General features: G+C 54.5%; 18 protein-coding genes. 14 read left to right on the forward strand and 4 right to left on the reverse strand.

Features of this window, described 5'->3' with window-relative positions:
• The first annotated feature begins 28 nt into the window (after positions 1-28).
• On the forward strand, positions 29-172 hold the full coding sequence (locus L971_RS15045; RefSeq protein WP_156111503.1) for a hypothetical protein: 144 nt from the start codon (positions 29-31) through the stop codon (positions 170-172).
• A gap of 37 nt (positions 173-209) precedes the next feature.
• On the opposite strand, the gene L971_RS06080 is transcribed toward L971_RS15045, so the two are convergent.
• Positions 210-1,130 (reverse strand): EAL domain-containing protein, encoded by a 921-nt coding sequence (locus L971_RS06080; RefSeq protein WP_047374975.1) that lies wholly within the window; start codon positions 1,128-1,130, stop codon positions 210-212.
• Positions 1,131-1,335: 205 nt separating this feature from the next.
• On the opposite strand from L971_RS06080, the gene speE reads away from it, so the two are divergent.
• The 4 genes from speE to L971_RS06100 all read left to right on the forward strand — a co-directional run bounded on the left by speE (position 1,336) and on the right by L971_RS06100 (position 4,576).
• Complete coding sequence (gene speE / locus L971_RS06085; RefSeq protein WP_047374976.1) at positions 1,336-2,175, forward strand: polyamine aminopropyltransferase; 840 nt, start codon at positions 1,336-1,338, stop codon at positions 2,173-2,175.
• Entirely contained in the window at positions 2,172-3,053 is an 882-nt protein-coding gene (gene speB / locus L971_RS06090; RefSeq protein WP_024371125.1) for an agmatinase, read from the forward strand. The genes speE and speB overlap by 4 nt, the downstream gene beginning before the upstream one ends.
• Positions 3,054-3,055: 2 nt before the next feature.
• Positions 3,056-3,424 (forward strand): DUF2294 domain-containing protein, encoded by a 369-nt coding sequence (locus L971_RS06095; RefSeq protein WP_024371124.1) that lies wholly within the window; start codon positions 3,056-3,058, stop codon positions 3,422-3,424.
• Between the two features lie 201 nt (positions 3,425-3,625).
• Positions 3,626-4,576 (forward strand): sodium-dependent bicarbonate transport family permease, encoded by a 951-nt coding sequence (locus L971_RS06100; RefSeq protein ID WP_047374977.1) that lies wholly within the window; start codon positions 3,626-3,628, stop codon positions 4,574-4,576.
• A 34-nt stretch (positions 4,577-4,610) separates the two neighbouring features.
• On the opposite strand, the gene L971_RS06105 is transcribed toward L971_RS06100, so the two are convergent.
• Entirely contained in the window at positions 4,611-5,363 is a 753-nt protein-coding gene (locus L971_RS06105) for a homing endonuclease associated repeat-containing protein (protein ID WP_024371122.1), read from the reverse strand.
• Between the two features lie 465 nt (positions 5,364-5,828).
• Between L971_RS06105 and L971_RS06110 the strand changes: the two genes are divergently transcribed.
• The 8 genes from L971_RS06110 to L971_RS06145 are packed head-to-tail and all read left to right on the forward strand — an operon-like array spanning position 5,829 to position 15,401.
• A complete protein-coding gene (locus tag L971_RS06110) occupies positions 5,829-7,742 on the forward strand; it encodes a nucleoside-diphosphate sugar epimerase/dehydratase (RefSeq protein ID WP_024371121.1) in 1,914 nt (637 codons plus the stop codon).
• Positions 7,739-8,767, forward strand: a complete 1,029-nt coding sequence (locus L971_RS06115) for an NAD-dependent epimerase (protein WP_024371120.1) — start codon at positions 7,739-7,741, stop codon at positions 8,765-8,767. Before L971_RS06110 ends, L971_RS06115 begins: the two co-directional genes overlap by 4 nt.
• Entirely contained in the window at positions 8,767-10,110 is a 1,344-nt protein-coding gene (locus tag L971_RS06120; protein ID WP_024371119.1) for a phenylacetate--CoA ligase family protein, read from the forward strand. The genes L971_RS06115 and L971_RS06120 overlap by 1 nt, the downstream gene beginning before the upstream one ends.
• Before the next feature lie 25 nt (positions 10,111-10,135).
• On the forward strand, positions 10,136-11,500 hold the full coding sequence (locus L971_RS06125; RefSeq protein ID WP_029334223.1) for a phenylacetate--CoA ligase family protein: 1,365 nt from the start codon (positions 10,136-10,138) through the stop codon (positions 11,498-11,500).
• A gap of 13 nt (positions 11,501-11,513) precedes the next feature.
• Positions 11,514-12,845: a nucleotide sugar dehydrogenase gene (locus tag L971_RS06130; protein ID WP_115336673.1), complete on the forward strand. Its 1,332-nt coding sequence runs from the start codon at positions 11,514-11,516 to the stop codon at positions 12,843-12,845.
• Complete coding sequence (locus tag L971_RS06135; RefSeq protein ID WP_047374981.1) at positions 12,833-13,963, forward strand: glycosyltransferase family 4 protein; 1,131 nt, start codon at positions 12,833-12,835, stop codon at positions 13,961-13,963. The genes L971_RS06130 and L971_RS06135 overlap by 13 nt, the downstream gene beginning before the upstream one ends.
• A gap of 27 nt (positions 13,964-13,990) precedes the next feature.
• Positions 13,991-14,692 (forward strand): hypothetical protein, encoded by a 702-nt coding sequence (locus tag L971_RS06140; protein ID WP_052200303.1) that lies wholly within the window; start codon positions 13,991-13,993, stop codon positions 14,690-14,692.
• Between the two features lie 58 nt (positions 14,693-14,750).
• Positions 14,751-15,401 carry a hypothetical protein gene (locus L971_RS06145; protein WP_024371115.1) on the forward strand — a complete coding sequence of 217 codons (651 nt, stop codon included), beginning with the start codon at positions 14,751-14,753 and terminating at the stop codon, positions 15,399-15,401.
• Positions 15,402-15,430: 29 nt separating this feature from the next.
• Here L971_RS06145 and L971_RS06150 read toward each other — a convergent pair whose 3' ends face one another.
• Together L971_RS06150 and L971_RS06155 are read right to left on the reverse strand one after the other, a co-directional pair.
• Positions 15,431-16,195 carry a MerR family transcriptional regulator gene (locus tag L971_RS06150; protein ID WP_047374982.1) on the reverse strand — a complete coding sequence of 255 codons (765 nt, stop codon included), beginning with the start codon at positions 16,193-16,195 and terminating at the stop codon, positions 15,431-15,433.
• Positions 16,196-16,242: 47 nt separating this feature from the next.
• Entirely contained in the window at positions 16,243-16,707 is a 465-nt protein-coding gene (locus L971_RS06155) for a GNAT family N-acetyltransferase (protein ID WP_047374984.1), read from the reverse strand.
• Positions 16,708-16,921: 214 nt separating this feature from the next.
• Between L971_RS06155 and L971_RS06160 the strand changes: the two genes are divergently transcribed.
• Complete coding sequence (locus L971_RS06160) at positions 16,922-18,631, forward strand: alpha-glucosidase (protein WP_081977056.1); 1,710 nt, start codon at positions 16,922-16,924, stop codon at positions 18,629-18,631.
• Positions 18,632-18,737 lie beyond the last annotated feature (106 nt).

Consider the following 18,737-nt stretch of genomic DNA (forward strand, 5'->3'; position numbering starts at 1 on the left):
ACAAGACTGTTAAAAGGGGTGTGTTTGAATGAAGCGAAAAGGTACATTGGCCGCGTCGCTCTTAGCGACAGGCATCATTCTCGGAGCTTGTGGGGGAGCCGACGAGGAACCGATGAACAACAACGATACGGAAATGCAAAACGATGATATGGAAGAAGAAGATGACGATTAAAAAAATGGCCTCGAGCAAACGCTCGAGGCCATTCGTCTTATAAAGCGTACGGAGAAGGCTTCCCGAAGTAATAGCCTTGGGCGAGGTCGAAGCCGAGCTCACGGCAGACGTCGACTTCTTCGATGCGCTCGACACCTTCCGCGAGCAACGTGATACCCATCGAACGCGTCAATTGACGGACGTTTTTAAGAAACGCGCGCTTCTCGGCATCCTGATCGCAAAATGATACGTACGACCGATCAATCTTGACGTAGTCCGGCTCGAGCCGCTTCAACATGTCGAGCGTCGAGAAACCGGCGCCGACGTCATCAAGGGCGACTTTCATCCCGCGTTTCTTATATGTAGAGAACACGTGCTGCAAGTGGGCCACGTCTTGTACTTTCTCCGTCTCGACGACTTCGAAGATGAACCGTTCCGGACTGAGGTTGTACCGGTCAATCACTTCGAACGTATGCTGCAGGCAATAGTCCGGGTTATAGATCGTCGACGGCAAGAAGTTGATGAACGTCTTCTCGTGCGGAAGGACGGCGTGGTGCGTCGCTTTGATCGCCTCGGCTCGCGCTCGTTGATCGAGCTTCGAGTGCAATCCGAACCGGTTGGCGGCGCGGAACAGCTCGCCCGGCGAGATGTCGTTCCGGCTGCGCAGGAGAGCCTCGTAGCCGAACCGCTCCCCGGTGTCGAGGTGGATGATCGGTTGTAAGTGACTCTCGAACTCTCCGTGTTGAATGAGTTCGATCGTGTCACGGTTGGCAATCTGCTCGAGCAGGTCGATCGCCGGAACGGCTGCCGTTTGCCGATTCGTCGCAGGATCGACGCAATACACTTCCTCCTCGACGACGGCTAATTTTTGGGTCAACTCATCAAAGGATTCGTACGGGTGAGGTTGTTCGTTGACGACTAACAAGCCCCGTTCAAAGAATGGGATTGTCGTGGAGCATGCCACGCAAGGAGACCACATAGGACCCCTCCTTTCCAATTATAAAATACATCTATATCCAGTTTATCGGTTAAACCTCACGGGAAACTCACACAAATCAACGAATAAATAAAAAAATCGTGCAAAATGGGTACAGTTTTTGTATACTTCCTATCGTATGAATAAGAAGCGCCTCAAAACGCCACTCGCATACGAACAACTTTTTGAACAGAAAGGGGTTCTATCGATGGACCAAAAATTAAAATTATGGTTTACGGAGCACCAAACAGAAGATTACGGGATCACGTTCCGTGTAAACCACGTTTATGAGAGCGAACAAACGGAGTTTCAACGACTAGAGATGGTCGAAACGGACGAGTTCGGAACAATGTTGTTGCTTGACGGTATGGTCATGACGACGGATAAGGACGAATTCGTCTATCACGAGATGGTGGCCCACGTCCCACTCTTCACGCACCCGAACCCGAAACACGTGCTCGTGGTCGGTGGCGGAGACGGTGGCGTCATCCGTGAGATCATGAAACACCCTTCAGTCGAAAAAGCGGTTCTCGTCGACATCGACGGGAAAGTCATCGAATATTCGAAGAAATACTTGCCAAACATCGCCGGTGAACTCGACAACCCGCGTGTCGAAGTCATCGTCGGCGACGGCTTCATGCATATCGCCGAGTCAGAAGACAAGTACGACGTCATCATGGTCGACTCGACAGAACCGGTCGGCCCAGCGGCGAACTTGTTCACGAAAGGATTCTACGCCGGCATCTCGAAAGCGCTCAAAGCGGATGGTATTTTCGTCGCGCAGACGGACAACCCGTGGTTCACACCAGAACTCATCCAAACGGTCCAACGTGACGTGAAAGAGATTTTCCCGATCACGAAACTGTACACGGCGAACGTGCCGACGTACCCGAGCGGCATGTGGACGTTCACGATCGGTTCGAAGCAGTACGACCCGGAAGAAGTATCAGCCGAGCGTTTCCATGACATCGAGACGAAGTACTACACGCCGAAGCTTCACAACGCGGCGTTCGTCCTTCCTAAATTCGTGGAGGACTTGACGAAATGATCAAACGTTTTGACGAAGCCTACTCAGGCAAAGTGTTCATCGCGAGCCTTCCGGAAGTCGCCGATGCGAAGACGGTGCTCTACGGCATGCCGATGGACTGGACGGTCAGTTTCCGTCCGGGTTCACGTTTCGGCCCGAACCGCATCCGTGAAGTGTCGATCGGTCTTGAAGAATATAGCCCGTACCTCGACGGTGATTTGACAGAGGCGGCCGTTTACGACGCCGGTGATATCCCGCTTCCGTTCGGGAACGCGCAAAAGTCGCTCGATATGATCGAGTCGTTCGTCAAAGACGTCATCGACGCAGGCAAGTTCCCGCTCGGCATGGGTGGGGAGCACCTCGTCACATGGCCGGTCATCAAGGCGATGCATGACAAATACGGCGACGACTTCGTCATTTTGCATTTCGACGCGCACACGGACCTCCGTGACGAATACGAAGGCGAGCCGCTCTCGCACTCGACACCGCTCAAAAAAGCGGCCAACTTGATCGGACCATCGAACTGCTACTCGTTCGGCATTCGTTCTGGGATGAAAGAAGAGTTCGACTGGGTGAAAGAAGTCGGCTACAACATGTATAAATATGAAGTGATCGAGCCGCTCAAACGCGTCTTGCCGACGCTTGCCGGCAAGAAAGTGTACGTCACGATCGACATCGACGTCCTTGACCCATCAGCTGCACCAGGCACAGGGACGCAAGAGATCGGTGGCATCACGACGAAAGAGTTGCTCGAAGCCGTTCATGCGATCGCGAACGCGGACCTCGACATCATTGGCGCCGATCTCGTTGAAGTGTCACCGGCGTACGACCAGTCGGACATGACGGCGATCGCGGCCGCGAAGATCCTTCGCGAGATGATGATCGGATTCGTGAAGTAACGATGCGAAAAAAGGGTCAGCTGGAGATGGAACTGAGTGCCCGTATCACCCAATGGGAGAAAGAGTATCTCGGACGCGGTTCATTGACGTGTAAGGCAGACCTGCTCCGCGACTTGGCCATCGTGACGCTCCAAGGCGTCTTGACCCCGGCCGAGTATGACCTCGCCGCCAAATCGGCCGGTCGCGAGCAATTGAAGAAGTATCGCAACAACCTCGTCGAGTCGGGCCGGGCCCAGCTCGAGGCGATTGTGGCAGACGTCCTCGGACGGCGCATCACGTCGCTCCACACGGACATCAGCACGAAGACAGGGGAACGCCTCATCGTCTTTCGGCTCGATGCCGCTTGGGACAGTGGGATTGACAAGCCGTGACGACGTTTATACACTAGAAGACAGATACGTGTCAGGATTGGCGAAGCGAGCCTCGGAACGCTTCGTCGCCGTCTTGACCCGGAGCTGGACCAATATGACCCCGACAGTTGTCGGCTAGACGGAGCGAACGTGTTCGAGCCGTCGGCATGCAGCGCACACCTTTTTTTAGGTGTGCGCTTTTTGTCGCCTAGGAGGAGAAACATGGAATTATTAACGTTTTTATTGACGAGCGCCCCGGTGCTCATGTTTGTGACCGGTGTCGTGGCCGCCCTCGGGAAATCGAACTTGAAGATCCCGGAGTCGCTCGGCATCACGCTCAACTTATACTTACTGCTCGCCATCGGCCTAAAAGGCGGGATGGGGCTCGCCTCGGTGTCGTTCGATGACTTGGCGCTCCCGCTCGCGGTGACGCTCGTGCTCGGGATGGTGTTGCCGCTCGTCGCATTCTTTCTCGGCGGACTATTTCGCTTCGGCTTTCATGAACGGATCGCCATGGCGGCGACGTTCGGATCGGTCTCGCTCGTGACATACGTCGCGGCCGCGGCTCAACTCGAGCGGCTCGGCATCGGTTATGAGCCGTTCATGACGACGCTCGTCGTCGTGCTTGAGATCCCGGGACTTGTCGTCGCGCTCTTGCTGTACAACCAAACAAGAGTGCTCGGCATCACGGCCGCCCCGAGCCAGTCGTTCACCGTCATTCGGGACAGCTTGCTCTCAAAGAGCATCTTACTTTTGATCGCTGGTCTCGTCGTCGGGATCGTCACACCGGACACGTCGGCGCTGACACCATTTTTCGTCGACTTGTTCCCCGGCGTGTTGCTCTTGTTTTTACTGAGCCTCGGTGTCAAGGTCGGTCATCAATTGAAGACGGTCCCATCTTATGGGATGAAGTTTTTAGTCATAGGGATGACGTTCCCGCTCATCGGGGCGGCGATCGGATACGCGGCCGCCATGTTCGCGGGGCTGTCCGATGGGGGAACGATCCTTCTCATGACGCTTGCGGCAAGCGGGTCATACATCGCCGCACCGGCCATGCTCCAAGCATCGGTGCCGGAAGCCGAGCCGTCATTTTATTTGACGCTCGCCCTCGCCGTCACGTTCCCGTTCAACTTGCTCGTCGGGATCCCACTTTTCATCACAATCGTCACATGACAAAAGGCCGTCTCGGCTCCGAGACGGCCTTTTCTTATTGCATCACTTTTTGTTCTTCGAGGCATTTCAAAGCAGCCGTCCAACTGCCGAACAAGGCGTTGATCGTCGACGTGCTCGGCACATTGCGACCTTCCGCCCATTTTCGGTAATGGAGGATGCTGAAATGGTTCAGCTCATGTTTTGCTAGCCGAAGCGCCGCGATGACGTCTTCTTCGTCCCATTTCCGTTTCGGCGGGGCGATGTCCAAGACGAACAAGGCATAGCTCCATGAGCCATATTTCCGGGCGATCGTCGCCACGGTCGGATAGCCTTTCTCTTGGGCCCAGACGGCGTAATGTTGCGACGTCAGCCGTTCGAGTTCGGCCGAGGCCTCGATGAGCGCATGGATGATGCGTTCCTCATTGTTTCGGGCCGTCGTCGTTTGAAGCTTCGCTTCACGGAGTGCGTTCGACCAAGAGCCGAAGCGGCTGCTGATCAGTGTGAGCGACGGGGCTTGGGCGACTTTCGCCCATTCTCGGTACGTCTGGCTCGTGAAGACGTCAAGTTCCTCAGCGGCTTCGTTCAACGCCGTCAAAATGTCCTCGTCTGAATAGTAGCGGTAAGTCATCTTGATTTCGGCGGCTTGGACGGCTTCGCGCCATGACCCAAATTTGTATATCACGGTTGAGAGGGAAGGAACGTCTTTGCTGCGGGCCCAGAGAGTGTATTGTTTTGTGTCAAATTCTTCGAGTTCGTTCGCTGCTTGTTGTAGGCATGAGAGGATTTGTTGCTCAGTCCATCGTTTCATCGTGATGTCTCTCCTTTTCGGAAGCGTGAGTCGCTTCAAAGGTCGTGGTGTGGTTGAACAATGATGGTCCTTTAAGGAAAGCCCAAACGGTCAAGGGCACGTATACAAGTTGCCAACGTACAAGAAAGGGAGCCGTGGACGGCATGCTTGAAATGGAAAATGGACGGTACGCTAAGTAACGGACGGTGTAAGGAAAAACGACGCTGTTTAATTGAACCTCCTTCCTTATTTACAATTTACACCTAATTTAAAGCCATGTACTTTCCATATTACCCATTTAAAACGGAAATATTCACAAATGAAAAGAAATAGCCATCACACATTCGTAAAACTGTTTAATGGCTAAATTTCGTTGCTATGAAAAAGCTATAGTTTTCTTTCGGATTGTGAATCGTGAACGGGTACTAATGTAGCATCAACGCATAAAAACGACCCATTTTCGCAATCTGCAAAGGCGGTGACAGAATGTCTATTCGATTCAATCACTACCCGATGGACCGTAAAAACACGATGCTCATGTTGCTCGATGTCATGATCGCGGCAGCGGCCATCTTCCTCACCTTCAAGCTGTTGTTCGCCCATGACACGACGGTCTCGGGAGATACGACGAAGCTGATGACGATTTTGGCGCTAAAGAGTGCGGCGCTGCTCGGCCTCGGTTGGGCGACGCGCGTGTATCGGATTGATTGGCGCTACGGTTCGATGCGCGAGCTGCAATTGCTCGCGCTCGTCCTGCTGACGAGTGATCTGCTCGTGCTCGGCGCAGCGTTCGTCGTATTGAAAAGTATTTCGTATCAGGCGTTGTTCGTCCAAAGTTTGCTCGCGTTCAACGGCATGCTGTTCCTTCGGCTCGTGGCTCGGACGCGATCGTTCTTCCGGTTCCGCCACGCCCCGCCGAGCGGCAAGGCGACGCTCATCATCGGCGGCGGGGACTCTGGTCAAAAGATCACGAAAGAACTGAAAGAGCACCGGACGAACGTGTTGAACGTCGTCGGGATTTTAGACGATAACCCGTTCTTACAGCGTCTCTACATCCACGGGACGCCGGTCCTCGGTCCGATCGATGCGCTCGAACGGAAAATCGAGGAGCTCGGCATTGAAGTCGTCGTCCTCGCGATTCCTTCGCTTCCTTATAGCAAACGGATCCAGCTCTTGAAACGGATTGAGAAGACCGGGGTCGAATCACACGCGTTGCCGATGCTGTCGGAGCTCGCCTCAGGAAAAGTGTCGATGAATGAGATGCGCGAAGTCGCGATCGAGGACTTACTCGGACGTGAACCCGTCCAACTCGACGTCTCCGAAATCTCGCAAAAGTTAAAAGGCGCGACGATTTTCATTTCCGGTGCCGGTGGGTCGATCGGTTCCGAGTTATGCCGGCAGTTGATTAAATTTGAACCGGGCCGCCTCATCTTGTTCGGACACGGAGAGAACAGCATTTATTCGATCGACCGGGAGCTGCGGGGACTTCAAACCGAGACCGAGATTTGTCCGGTCATTGGGGACGTCCAAGACCGGGGCCGGTTGATGGAAGTGTTTGAGCGATATACACCTCATATCGTCTACCATGCGGCCGCACATAAACACGTCCCGCTCATGGAAGGAAACCCGAAAGAGGCCGTCAAGAACAACGTGTACGGAACAAAAAACATGGTCGAGGTCGCCGACTTGTTCAACGTCGAGCGTTTCGTCATGATTTCGACCGATAAAGCGGTCAATCCGACGAACGTCATGGGGGCGACGAAACGGGTCGCCGAGATGGTCGTCCAACAACAGGCGCGACATAGTGACACGACGTTCTCGGTCGTGCGTTTCGGCAACGTCCTCGGGAGCCGCGGCTCGGTCGTACCGCTGTTCAAAGAGCAAATCGAGCGCGGTGGGCCGGTCACTGTGACCCATCCGGAGATGACGCGTTACTTCATGACCATCCCCGAGGCGAGCCGGCTCGTCATCCAAGCGAGCGTCCGGGCGAGCGGGGGAGAAGTGTTCGTCCTCGATATGGGACAACCTGTTAAGATCGTCGACTTGGCGCGGCGCATGATCACGCTGAGCGGATTCACCCTCGATCAAATCGCCATCGAATACAGCGGGATTCGACCGGGTGAGAAATTGTATGAAGAGCTGCTCGCGACGAGCGAGCAGACGGACAGCCAAGTGTATGACAAAATCTTCGTCGGTTGCACGCGGCCGTTCAAATCGGTCGATCCGATTTTACTGACGATCGAGCATTTGCTCGATCAACCGAACGCGCTCACGTCCTTCCTCTTGTTCGTCGCCAATAGCGAGATCCCGGAAGAAGTGATGGAAAACATGTTCACCCCGCAAATCGAACCCGTCCGGATTCGATCGAGCGACCCAACCCAAAGGAGGAAGACGTTATGACAAAAACTGTGCTCGTCACGGGTGTGGCAGGTTTCATCGGATTTCATTTGGCCCGCAGATTACTGCGCGAAGGTCATCGGGTCGTCGGGATCGATGAAGTGAATGACTATTACGACCCGAGTTTGAAAGAGGCGCGGTTGCACGTGCTCACCCATCCGAACTTTAAGTTGTATCGTGACTCGCTCGAGAACAAGATGGCCGTCACACGTGTGTTTGAAAAACGGCGTCCTGATATCGTCGTCAACTTGGCCGCCCAGGCCGGTGTTCGTTACAGCCTGGAAAATCCGGACGCCTATATCCAATCGAACATCGTCGGATTCCTGAACGTCCTCGAGGCGTGCCGTCATTATCCGGTCGAACAGTTGCTCTACGCCTCGTCGAGTTCGGTGTACGGCTCGAATCAGAAGATGCCATTCTCGGAACAACACCCGGTCGATCATCCGCTCTCGCTATACGCCGCCTCGAAGAAAGCGAACGAGTTGATGGCGCATACGTACAGCCATCTGTTCGATTTGAAGACGACGGGACTTCGTTTCTTCAGCGTCTACGGGCCGTGGGGACGGCCAGACATGGCGCTGTACAAATTCACCGAAGCCATTATTAAAGGGGAGCCGATCGACGTCTACAATTACGGGCAAATGGCGCGTGACTTCACGTACGTCGATGACGTCATCGAGTCGATTGTCCGCTTGATGGACATCCAACCGCTCGCGGATGAAGACTTTGATTACACGGAGCCGCTGCCGGATCGTAGCGACGTCCCGTTCCGCGTCTATAACGTCGGCAATCATAGTCCGGTCCAATTGATGGACTTTATTCGCATCATCGAGCAAAAACTGGGGAAACAGGCGATTTTAAATGAGCTGCCTTTGCAACCCGGGGACGTTCCGGAGAGTTTCGCCGATGCGTCGGCTCTCTATGAGGCGGTCGACTTTCAACCGCAGACACCAATCGAACGGGGGGTACACGAGTTCATCGATTGGTATCTCGCCTATCACCACGCGTTAAAGGAGGGCATTGAGTGATGACGTCTTTACAAGACAAGATATACGCGAACGCGCCGCTTCCGGTCCAAAACTGGCTCATCTCGCTGTACGGGCTGAAGTTGTACCGTGAGCGATACGGTCCGTATTACGACAAAGAGCTAAAAAAGCTGCGAAGGCAACGGCTTGTCGATCCAGGGGCGGCCCAGTTGAATCGACTCAACCGCTTTCTGCAGTTTTGTCAGAAGAATAACCGCTATTATCGCAACTTGTTCACACGTCACGACATCGAGTTGCCGCTCAAGAGAATCGAGGAGTTGAAACAAATCCCGGTGCTCGAGAAAGAGACGCTTCGAACCGACCCTGATATCTTCTCAGACATAAAAGCCCCGATCATCGGTTGCACGGGCGGTACGACCGGCACGGCACTTCAAGTTCGTTTTACCATCGAGGATTATCAGGCGCGTATGGCCCATCTCGACTATTTCAAAGAACAGCACGGGTTCATGAAAGGAATGAAACGAGCGAGTTTCACGGACCGGATGATTTGCCCCCGGGACCAGGAAGACCCGATCTATTGGCGTTACAACGCCCCGATGAAGCAGATGTTGTATTCGGTCGTCCATTTCCACGAACGGACAATCCCGGACTACGTTGACTCATTGAATACGTTTCAACCGGACGCCTTGGACGGTTCACCGTCCGCGATGATTGAAGTCGCCAAGTACTTAAAAGACACGGAGACCCGATTGACGTTCAAACCGATCGCCATCTTTCCGACGTCCGAGACGCTCTCACCGTGGGGGCGACAGTTGCTTGAAGAGGTGTTCGGGGCCCCGGTTTACGACCAGTACGCCTCATCTGAAGGAGCACCGCTCGTGACGGAATGTAAGCACGGCCGGATGCACCTCCACCCAGAAACCGGCATCATCGAGCCAGGGGAGAACGGCGAGGTGCTCGTCACGAGTTTCACGACACACGGGACGCCGCTCGTCCGCTACCGAATCGGAGACCGGATGACGCTCAGTGATGAGACGTGCCCGTGCGGCCATCCCGGCACCGTCATCTCCTCGATCGACGGTCGTCAAATGAATTATGTCGAGACGCCGGAAGGTTACAAAGTGTTCGAAGGGGATTTGACGGCGACGGTTGCCGTCCTACCGAACTCGGTACTTCAAGTTCAAGTGTTACAGCACGACGTCGATCAAATCGAGATGCTTTACGTCAAAGACGAAGAACGATTCAAAGACGACCATGAGACGATTCTCAAACAAGAAGTCGAACGGTTATTCACACCGAATATGCGAATCCGCCTCAAAAACGTGCCGGCCATCAAGAAAGAGCCAAACGGAAAAATTCGGGTCGTGAAGCGACTTCACGTCTGACCTATACAAAAGGGGGAGCTCGACTATGACAATCATCGCGTTGCAGGACGTATATTTTAAAGCACCGATTCGCTTCCAAAACTGGATGACGTCGTTGTACGGATTGAAATTGTGGCAAGAGCGTTACGGGAAAGCGTATGAACGTGAACTCGTCGCGCTGCGTAACCGACGGACCGATGAAACGTCGGTTCGGACAGACCAACTCGACCGGCTCAACGCGTTTTTACAGTTTTGCGAGACGAACAACGAGTATTATGCGCGCTTGTTCAAAGAAGCGAACGTGACGCTCCCGCTCCGTTCCTTCGAGGAGATGAAACAGATTCCCATCCTCGATAAACAGACGGTCCGGTCGACTCCTTCGATCTATTCGAACATTAAGACGGACATTGTCGGACAGACAGGAGGGACGACCGGTGCGTCGCTCCAAGTGAAGTTCACGAAAGAGGATTATCAAATCCGTATGGCCCATCTCGACTACTTCAAAGAACAACACGGTTTTAAGAAAGGGATGAAGCGGGCGAGTTTCACGGGACGGGTCATCTGTGAACCTGATCAAAAGGCTCCGGTGTTCTGGCGTTACAATCGTCCGATGAACCAATTGCTCTTATCGTTGTTCCATTTGACGCCGACAAACATTCCGCATTATATCGAAGCGCTCAATCGGTTCAAACCGGCCGTGCTCGACAGCGCCCCGTCCGCGATGATTGATATCGCTTCGTACATGAAAGAACACGGCATCAAGCTCGACTTTCAAATGGTCGCCATCTTCCCGACGTCCGAGACGTTGACGGCATCAGGGCGTGCCTTGCTCGAGGAGGCGTTCAACGCGCCGGTCTTCGACCAATACGCCTCATCAGAAGGGGCGCCGATTTTAACGGAGTGCAGCCACGGCCACATGCACTTGCATCATGAGACCGGCTTTATCGAACCGTACGGGGAAGAAGGGGAGATCCTCGTCACGAGCTTCACGACACACGGCACACCGCTCGTGCGCTACCGGATCGGAGACCGGATGAAGTTTGGGGAAGGGACGTGCCCGTGCGGCCAAGGCGGCACGTACGTCACATCGATCGAGGGACGGCAGTCGAACTACGTCGTCACGCCGAAAGGCGCAAAAGTATACGAAGGCGATTTGACGTCAATCGTCCGCGTCTTACCGAACTCGGTCATCCAGACGCAGTTCCGGCAGTTCGACTTGCATCACATCGAGATGCGCTATATCAAAGATTCAGAACGATTCCTTCCGTCTCACGAGCGGGTGCTCGAGCGGGAGTTGAAAGAACTGTTCGGTGCCGACGTCGAGATCACCCTCACCCCGGTCAAGCAAATCCCGCGCGGACCGAACGGGAAAATCGTTGTCATCGAAAAGCTGATGGATCAAATTTCATAATAACTGGAGGCAGATGGACATGGATAAACTCATCTCAGAATCACGGACAACACGACGAACCATTGCCAATCGCCATATCGCCGTCGTCGGACTCGGATACGTCGGACTCCCGGTCGCGGTCGCGCTCGGAGAAGTCGGGGACGTCGTCGGATTAGACATCAATGAGGCGCGGATTCGGGAGTTGAACGAGCACGTCGACAGCACCCGGGAAGTCGAACGGGAAGCGCTCGAGGCCGCATCGGTCGACTACACGACGGACGCGACGCAATTAGAGACGACAGATTTCATCATTATCGCGGTCCCGACCCCGATCAATGAACAGAACCAGCCGGACCTCGGTCCGATTTGCAGCGCCACGCGTGCCGTCGGGAAACATCTCCGTCCAGGCACGATCGTCGTGTACGAATCGACCGTCTATCCGGGTTTGACCGAAGAAGAGTGCATCCCGTTGCTCGAGCAAGAGTCCGGGCTTCGGGCCGGCATCGACTTCAAAGTCGGTTACTCTCCGGAGCGGATCAACCCGGGTGACCGCGTGAACACGTTCCGGACGATTAAAAAAGTCGTCGCCGCCGAGGACGAAGAGACACTCGACATCGTCGCCGCCGTCTATGAGACGGTCGTCGATGCCGGTGTCCATCGCGCCTCGTCAATCAAAGTCGCCGAAGCGGCGAAAGTCATCGAGAACACGCAACGTGACTTAAACATCGCGCTCATGAACGAACTCGCCATCATCTTCGAGCGGATGGACATCGATACGCTCGAAGTGCTCGAGGCAGCAGGGACGAAGTGGAACTTCCTCAACTTCCGGCCTGGACTCGTCGGCGGACACTGCATCGGTGTCGACCCGTTCTATTTGACGATGAAATCGGAGATGCTCGGCTACCATCCGGAAGTTATCTTGGCCGGCCGCCGCATCAACGAGACGATGGGTAGCTTCATCGCCACGTCGCTCATCAAGACGATGATTCGTCAAAACATGCCGGTGCTCGGCTCCCGTGTCACCGTCCTCGGGATGTCGTTCAAAGAGAACGTGAGTGACATTCGCAACTCGAAAGTCGCCTCGCTCGTCCGCGAGATCGAGGAGTTCGGGCTCGAGGTACAAGTGTACGACCCGCTCGTCGACCATGAAGAAGTGAAGCATGAATATGGCATTGATGTGAAAGCCTACCACGAATTGAAACCGGCCGAGGTCGTCATTTATGCCGTCTCGCACGATGAGTTCGTTGAAGCCGGCTGGAAAGTCGCCGCCCGGCAACTGAAGATGGGCCGCGGTGTCGTCATGGATCTAAAAGGGATTCTCGACCGCTCGACGAAGCCCGAGGAGGTGCACTTATGGCGCCTTTGAAGATTCTTCAGTTTTGCGCGGTCGACGCGACCGCCGACGTCTTGTTGCGACCGCTCATCGAGTCGCTCAAGGCGGAAGGGCATCAAGTCGACGTCGCCTGCGCTTACGGGGACCGGACCGATCGGTTACGGGATGAAGGCTGGGTCATCCATACGTTGCCGATCGACCGGAAATTCCATCCGAGACGAAACTTGCAGACGATTCAAGAACTCGTCACGCTTTTGCGACAGGAAAAATATGATGCCATCCACGTCCACACGCCGGTCGCCGCCGCACTCGGACGAGTCGCCGCCCGCATCGCCAGAACGCCACACATCCTTTATACGGCGCACGGTTTTTATTTCCACGAGCGGATGAGCCGCGTCGCATACGAACTCGTCTTTTGGCTCGAGAAGTCGCTCGCCGCGCTCGCCACCGATTGGTTGCTTCTTCAAAGTGAAGAAGACTACTCGCTCGCAAAGACTCGTCAATTCAAACGTGATGACCGTCTGCTCCACCTCGGCAACGGCATCGACTTGAACCGGTTCAAGCCTGTCATGAAGCCGCGTGACCCGGAACAGTTGAAGTTTTTGTTCGTCGGCCGTCTCGTCCAAGAGAAAGGGATCCTGGATTTGCTCGAAGCGTTCGCTGACTTGTCGAAGCGTCATCCTGGCGCGACACTCACGATTGCCGGTGAACTGTTGCCGAACGAACGCGATCAAGAGACGGGGAAACGCGTCGAAGCGTATCTCGCCGACAACCCGAACGTTCATTATGCCGGTTTCGTCACGGACACCCCGACGTTATTCAACAACCATGACGTCTTCTTGCTGCCGTCCTATCGTGAAGGATTGCCGCGCTCGATTTTAGAGGCGATGGCGTCTGGTCTTCCGGTCATTGCGACGAAGATTCGCGGGTGCCGCGAGGAAGTGATCGACCACGAGACAGGCTATCTTGTACCGGTCGCCGATCCGTCCGCGCTCACCGCGGCGATGGAGTCGTTCATCACACATCCCGAGCGGCTCGACACATACGGACGCCGTGGCCGGGAAGTCGTCGAGGAGCGGTTCGATGAATCGATTGTACTGACACGGCAACTCGATTTGTTCGCGCAAATCAGTGCGCGGGAGGTAGGCTGATGCGGGCGGTCGGAAGGGGGAGGCGGTATGGAAGAAAAACAGATCATTGATCAATTGAGGACGGCTGCTGCTGAAGGTCGCCTCACGATCCATATGTATCAGCAGTGGCAAAAAGTGAACGGGGGAGCCAGCGTGCTCGAATTGCTCGAGGCGTATGGCTCTTGGGCGAACGTGCTCCGGCTCGCCGGCCTCGACAATCAATTGCCGCGTTTCACGAAAGCGGAAGTGTTGCGGTCGCTCCGCCGTGCGGCGAAAGAAATCGGGTCGATCACGAGTGCCGACTACCGGAAGTGGGCAGCCGAGCGCGACGTTCCGTCGCTCACCGAGGTCGTCGTCTTGTTCGGTTCATGGAAAGTTGCGCTCATCGAAGCGGATCTGCTCGGGATGGTGGCGAAAGATCAAAAGTGTGAAATCATCCAATCGTTGCTTGATGCGAGTGAAGACATCGCCCCGCTCACGTCAACGGCATACGCCAAGTGGGCGAGGGCGCATCAGCGTCCGAGCATCACGAAAGTCGTCCGTCGTTTCGGTTCCTGGACACAGGCGCTCGAAGAGATCGGTCTCTCGACGCGTAAGACGTTCACGGAAGAGGAAATTGTACAAGCGCTGAAAGAGGCGGATGAGGAACTGCCAGTCCTCTCGCCATGGGGTTATGAGATGTGGCAAAAAAAGACGGGAAAGGGCCGGCTCTTAAAGACATTCAACAGATGTTCGGCTCTTTCGAGATAGCGGTTGACGAGATGCAGTTAACTCGATCGCACCGGAAAAAGCGAGAGGGGGGTGCCTCATGACGCGGCCGATTGTGTTATGCATCGGAGATAACCCGATGTCAGCTTATGTCTATCATGCGATCCGTCACCTCGGTGTGACTCACGTCATCCAAGAGGATGGCCCGTCCGAAGAACGGCCTGATTCATTGAAAAGTTGGGGACGTCAATTATATGTCCGCTACACGACCCCGCTCATGCGTTGGTTCAGCCGGGAACGCGTCCATGAATTGAAAAGGCGATATCCTTTAAATCATCAACCGATCCCGCTGCACCATCTTTTAAAAGTGACGTCATTGAACGACGCGCGGGCGAAGATGTGGCTCGATCGCCTCATGCCGGAACTCGTCATCTTTCATGAGACTGGTCCGATTGAGCCGGAAGTGCTCAAGCGAATCGACTGTCCTGTGTTGACGGTGCGTCCTTCGATGGCGGCGGGCCAGCTCGAGGCGTACTGGGCGTTCCGAGCTAAACCAAACGTCTGTGAGGTCCGAATCGAACAGTGGACGGAACGAGGATGGAGCGTCCTTGACCGGTCCGTCCTATATATTGGCGGGACCGATAACTTCGCGACGTACCCGTACTTACAACTGTCGACCGGACTCCCGCTCCTGCGCCGACAAATCGAGGCGATGTTGGAAGAAGACGTCTACGACCGGCGAATCGATTAAAACGGCCAGAGCGAATCGCTCTGGCCGTTTTAGCTGTTCGTGATGCAATAATGCTGGATCGCGTCGTTGTAGTAGACGGCGAGGCCGGGGGCGTACTTGTCATAGAACGCCGTGAAGCGCGCGTCTGCTACGTACATCTGCCCAAGGCCGCTGAACATGTCGAGCGAGCAATCGTAGAAGTGGTCGTTGATGAACGCATGGTTCGCCTCCACCGCCGTTTGGACGCGTTCATCTTCGACCGAGACACCGGCCGTGAACAAGTCGATGAGCGGTTTGACGAGGTCGACTTGCTGTTGGCTGAGCGCTTCCCATTCTTCCTTCGAGCGTTTGGCGGCCCGGTCGCGTGACGTCTTGTAAGCCGCGCTCTCGCCCCAGCGTGTCTGAACTTCGTCCTCATGTTCGGCCTCATGTGCTTTTAGCTCATCGAACGATAAGCCTTTGAACAGCGATTTGTCTTCCATTGGAATTCCCCCTTTGAGTGAGGTGAGTGTCGCTTCGGCCGTGTCGGCAAGTGTCTCGAAATAGGCGGCCTTTTCCCGTAAGGCGGTCACTTGTCGTTCGAGGACGTGCGTCCGATCGTACGGTTTCGCTTCGAGCAACTCGTGAATCGTCTCGAGCGGAAAATCGAGCGAACGATAAAACAAAATGAGTTGGAGCCGCTCCATGTCCTGTTTCGTATACTGTCGATAACCGTTCACATCGCGTTTCGGCACGAGCAATCCGATCGCGTCGTAGTGACGAAGCGTCCGTGACGTCGTGCCGGCCAGTGTAGCCAGTTGTTGAATCGTAACCATGCGCTCACCTCCTTATGAACAGCGTACACCTAGACGTCGCGTCAACGTCAACACTCTTTTGCGAACAATGAGAACCCGTCCCGCTCCCCGATGTACACGAAACCGAATTGAGGATAATACTCGTTCAAAAACTCGTTCGTCGCGACGCAGTCAAGCCGAACCGAACCGGTCGTCTCGGCGAGGGCGTGGCGCATCAACTGCTCGCCGACGCGTTTCCCTTTCATGCCCGAATCGACGACGAGTCGGTGCAAGTAGACGGCCGCATCCGCGTCGTCCCATAAATTCTTATCCCAAGACGTCGGCGGGATTAAACTGACCGCCCCGACGACCACCTCGTCTTGCTCGTATACGTACACGGTCCCGTTCGTGACGTCATGACGAACAAATTCGGTCCGGCTCGGTTCTAAATATTTCTGCCACTGTGTTTTTCCGACTGCTTGAAATTCTTGTGCTTTCCTTAAAATCAACTGATCGACCGCTTCAAGATCGGCCTGTGTGGCCAAACGAATCATATAAGTCGCCTCGCTTTCATTTCATTTCAAATTCGTGTAGGGTACACGGTGAGTAAGCTGTTGAAAACATCTTTTGTGTCGATGCACGTTTTTTGTTAAGATACATGTAGTGCATCGTGCAAACGATTGCGCTATCGATACAGAAAGCCAACAGCACTGATATAAGTATATAGGACGCACAGTGAGTTTAGGGATAAGGGAGTATCATTGACACATGCAACTTTTACAACGTGACCAACACACACAAACGAAAACACTGAAACGAAACTGGTGGAAAGAAGCCGTCGCTTATCAAATCTATCCGCGCAGCTTTTACGATGCGAACGGAGATGGGATTGGCGATATCCAAGGCATCATCGACAAGCTCGACTACTTGAAAGAACTCGGTGTCGACGTCATCTGGATTTGCCCGATGTACAAGTCGCCGAACGACGATAACGGCTATGACATCAGCGACTATCAAGACATCATGGACGAGTTCGGGACGATGGAAGACTTCGACCGCCTGTTGACAGAAGTCCATGCGCGCGGCATGAAGCTGCTCTTAGACCTCGTCGTCAACCATACGTCGGACGAGCACCCGTGGTTCATCGAGTCGAAGAGCTCGAAAGACAACCCGAAACGCGACTGGTACATTTGGCGCGACGGGAAACCGGACGGCTCGAAACCGAACAACTGGGAGTCGATCTTTGGCGGCTCAGCGTGGGAGTTCGATGAGACGACAGAGCAGTATTTCTTACACGTCTTCTCGAAGAAACAGCCGGACTTGAACTGGGAAAACGCGGAGATGCGCCAGACGATTTACAACATGATCAACTGGTGGCTCGATAAAGGCATCGACGGCTTCCGCGTGGACGCCATCAGCCACATTCGGAAGCATCCGTCGTTCGGCGACTTGCCGAATCCGGAAGGCCTCGACTTCGTGCCATCGTTCGAGATGCACATGAACGTCGACGGGATTCACGGTTATTTGGAAGAACTCCGCGACGAGACGTTCAACAAGCACGACATCATGACGGTCGGCGAAGCGAACGGTGTCTCGCCTGACGACGCCCACCTTTGGGTCGGAGAGAAAGACGGCAAGATGAACATGGTGTTCCAATTCGAACACATGGGTCTTTGGCGCGAAGACGCCGAGTCGAAACTCGACGTCGTCCATTTGAAGAACGTCCTCACGAAATGGCAAAAAGGACTCGAGGAAGATGGATGGAACGCCCTCTACGTCGAGAACCATGACCAGACACGGACCGTGTCGTCATGGGGGGATGATGAGCGCTATTGGAAAGAGAGCGCGAAGTCGATCGCGATGATGTATTTCCTCATGCAGGGGACACCGTTTATCTATCAAGGCCAAGAGATTGGGATGACGAACGTCAAGTTCGACTCGATCGACCAATACGATGACATCGCGACGCGCAACCGTTACTACATCGGCCTCGAGCACGGCAAGAGCCACGAGGAGATGATGGAAATCACGTGGAACTCGTCACGTGACAACACGCGGACGCCGATGCAATGGAACGCCGGACCGAACGCCGGATTCACGTTCTCGGACACGCCTTGGTTCGGCATCAACCCGAACTACGCGGACATCAACGTCGAAGCACAACTCGAAGACGAGGACTCGATCCTTAACTTCTATAAAGAGATGATTCGTCTCCGTAAGCAGGACGAGACGTTCGTGTACGGGACGTATGACGTCGTCTTGCCGGAACATCCGGAGATTTACGCATACACGCGCACGCTCGGTGACTCGCAATACCTCGTCATGACGAACTTGACGGGGAAAGAAGCCATCTTTGCGACGGACATCACGCTTCGCTCGGAAGACGTCGTCTTGCAAAACATGCCGCTCAATCCGCATGATGAGACGACACTCCTTCACTTGAAGCCGTTCGAAGGACGCGTCTACAAGTTAAGCTAATCTGAAGGCCGCCTCGTGAACTGAATCAAAAAAGTTAGACACTAAATAATTTGTCAGGCGACTTCGAGAACCTGGGTCCGGTATTCCACCGGGCTCAGGTTTTTTA

Source organism: Exiguobacterium sp. ZOR0005 (assembly GCF_000798975.1).
In the GTDB taxonomy this organism is placed as follows: Bacteria; Bacillota; Bacilli; order Exiguobacteriales; family Exiguobacteriaceae; genus Exiguobacterium; species Exiguobacterium aurantiacum.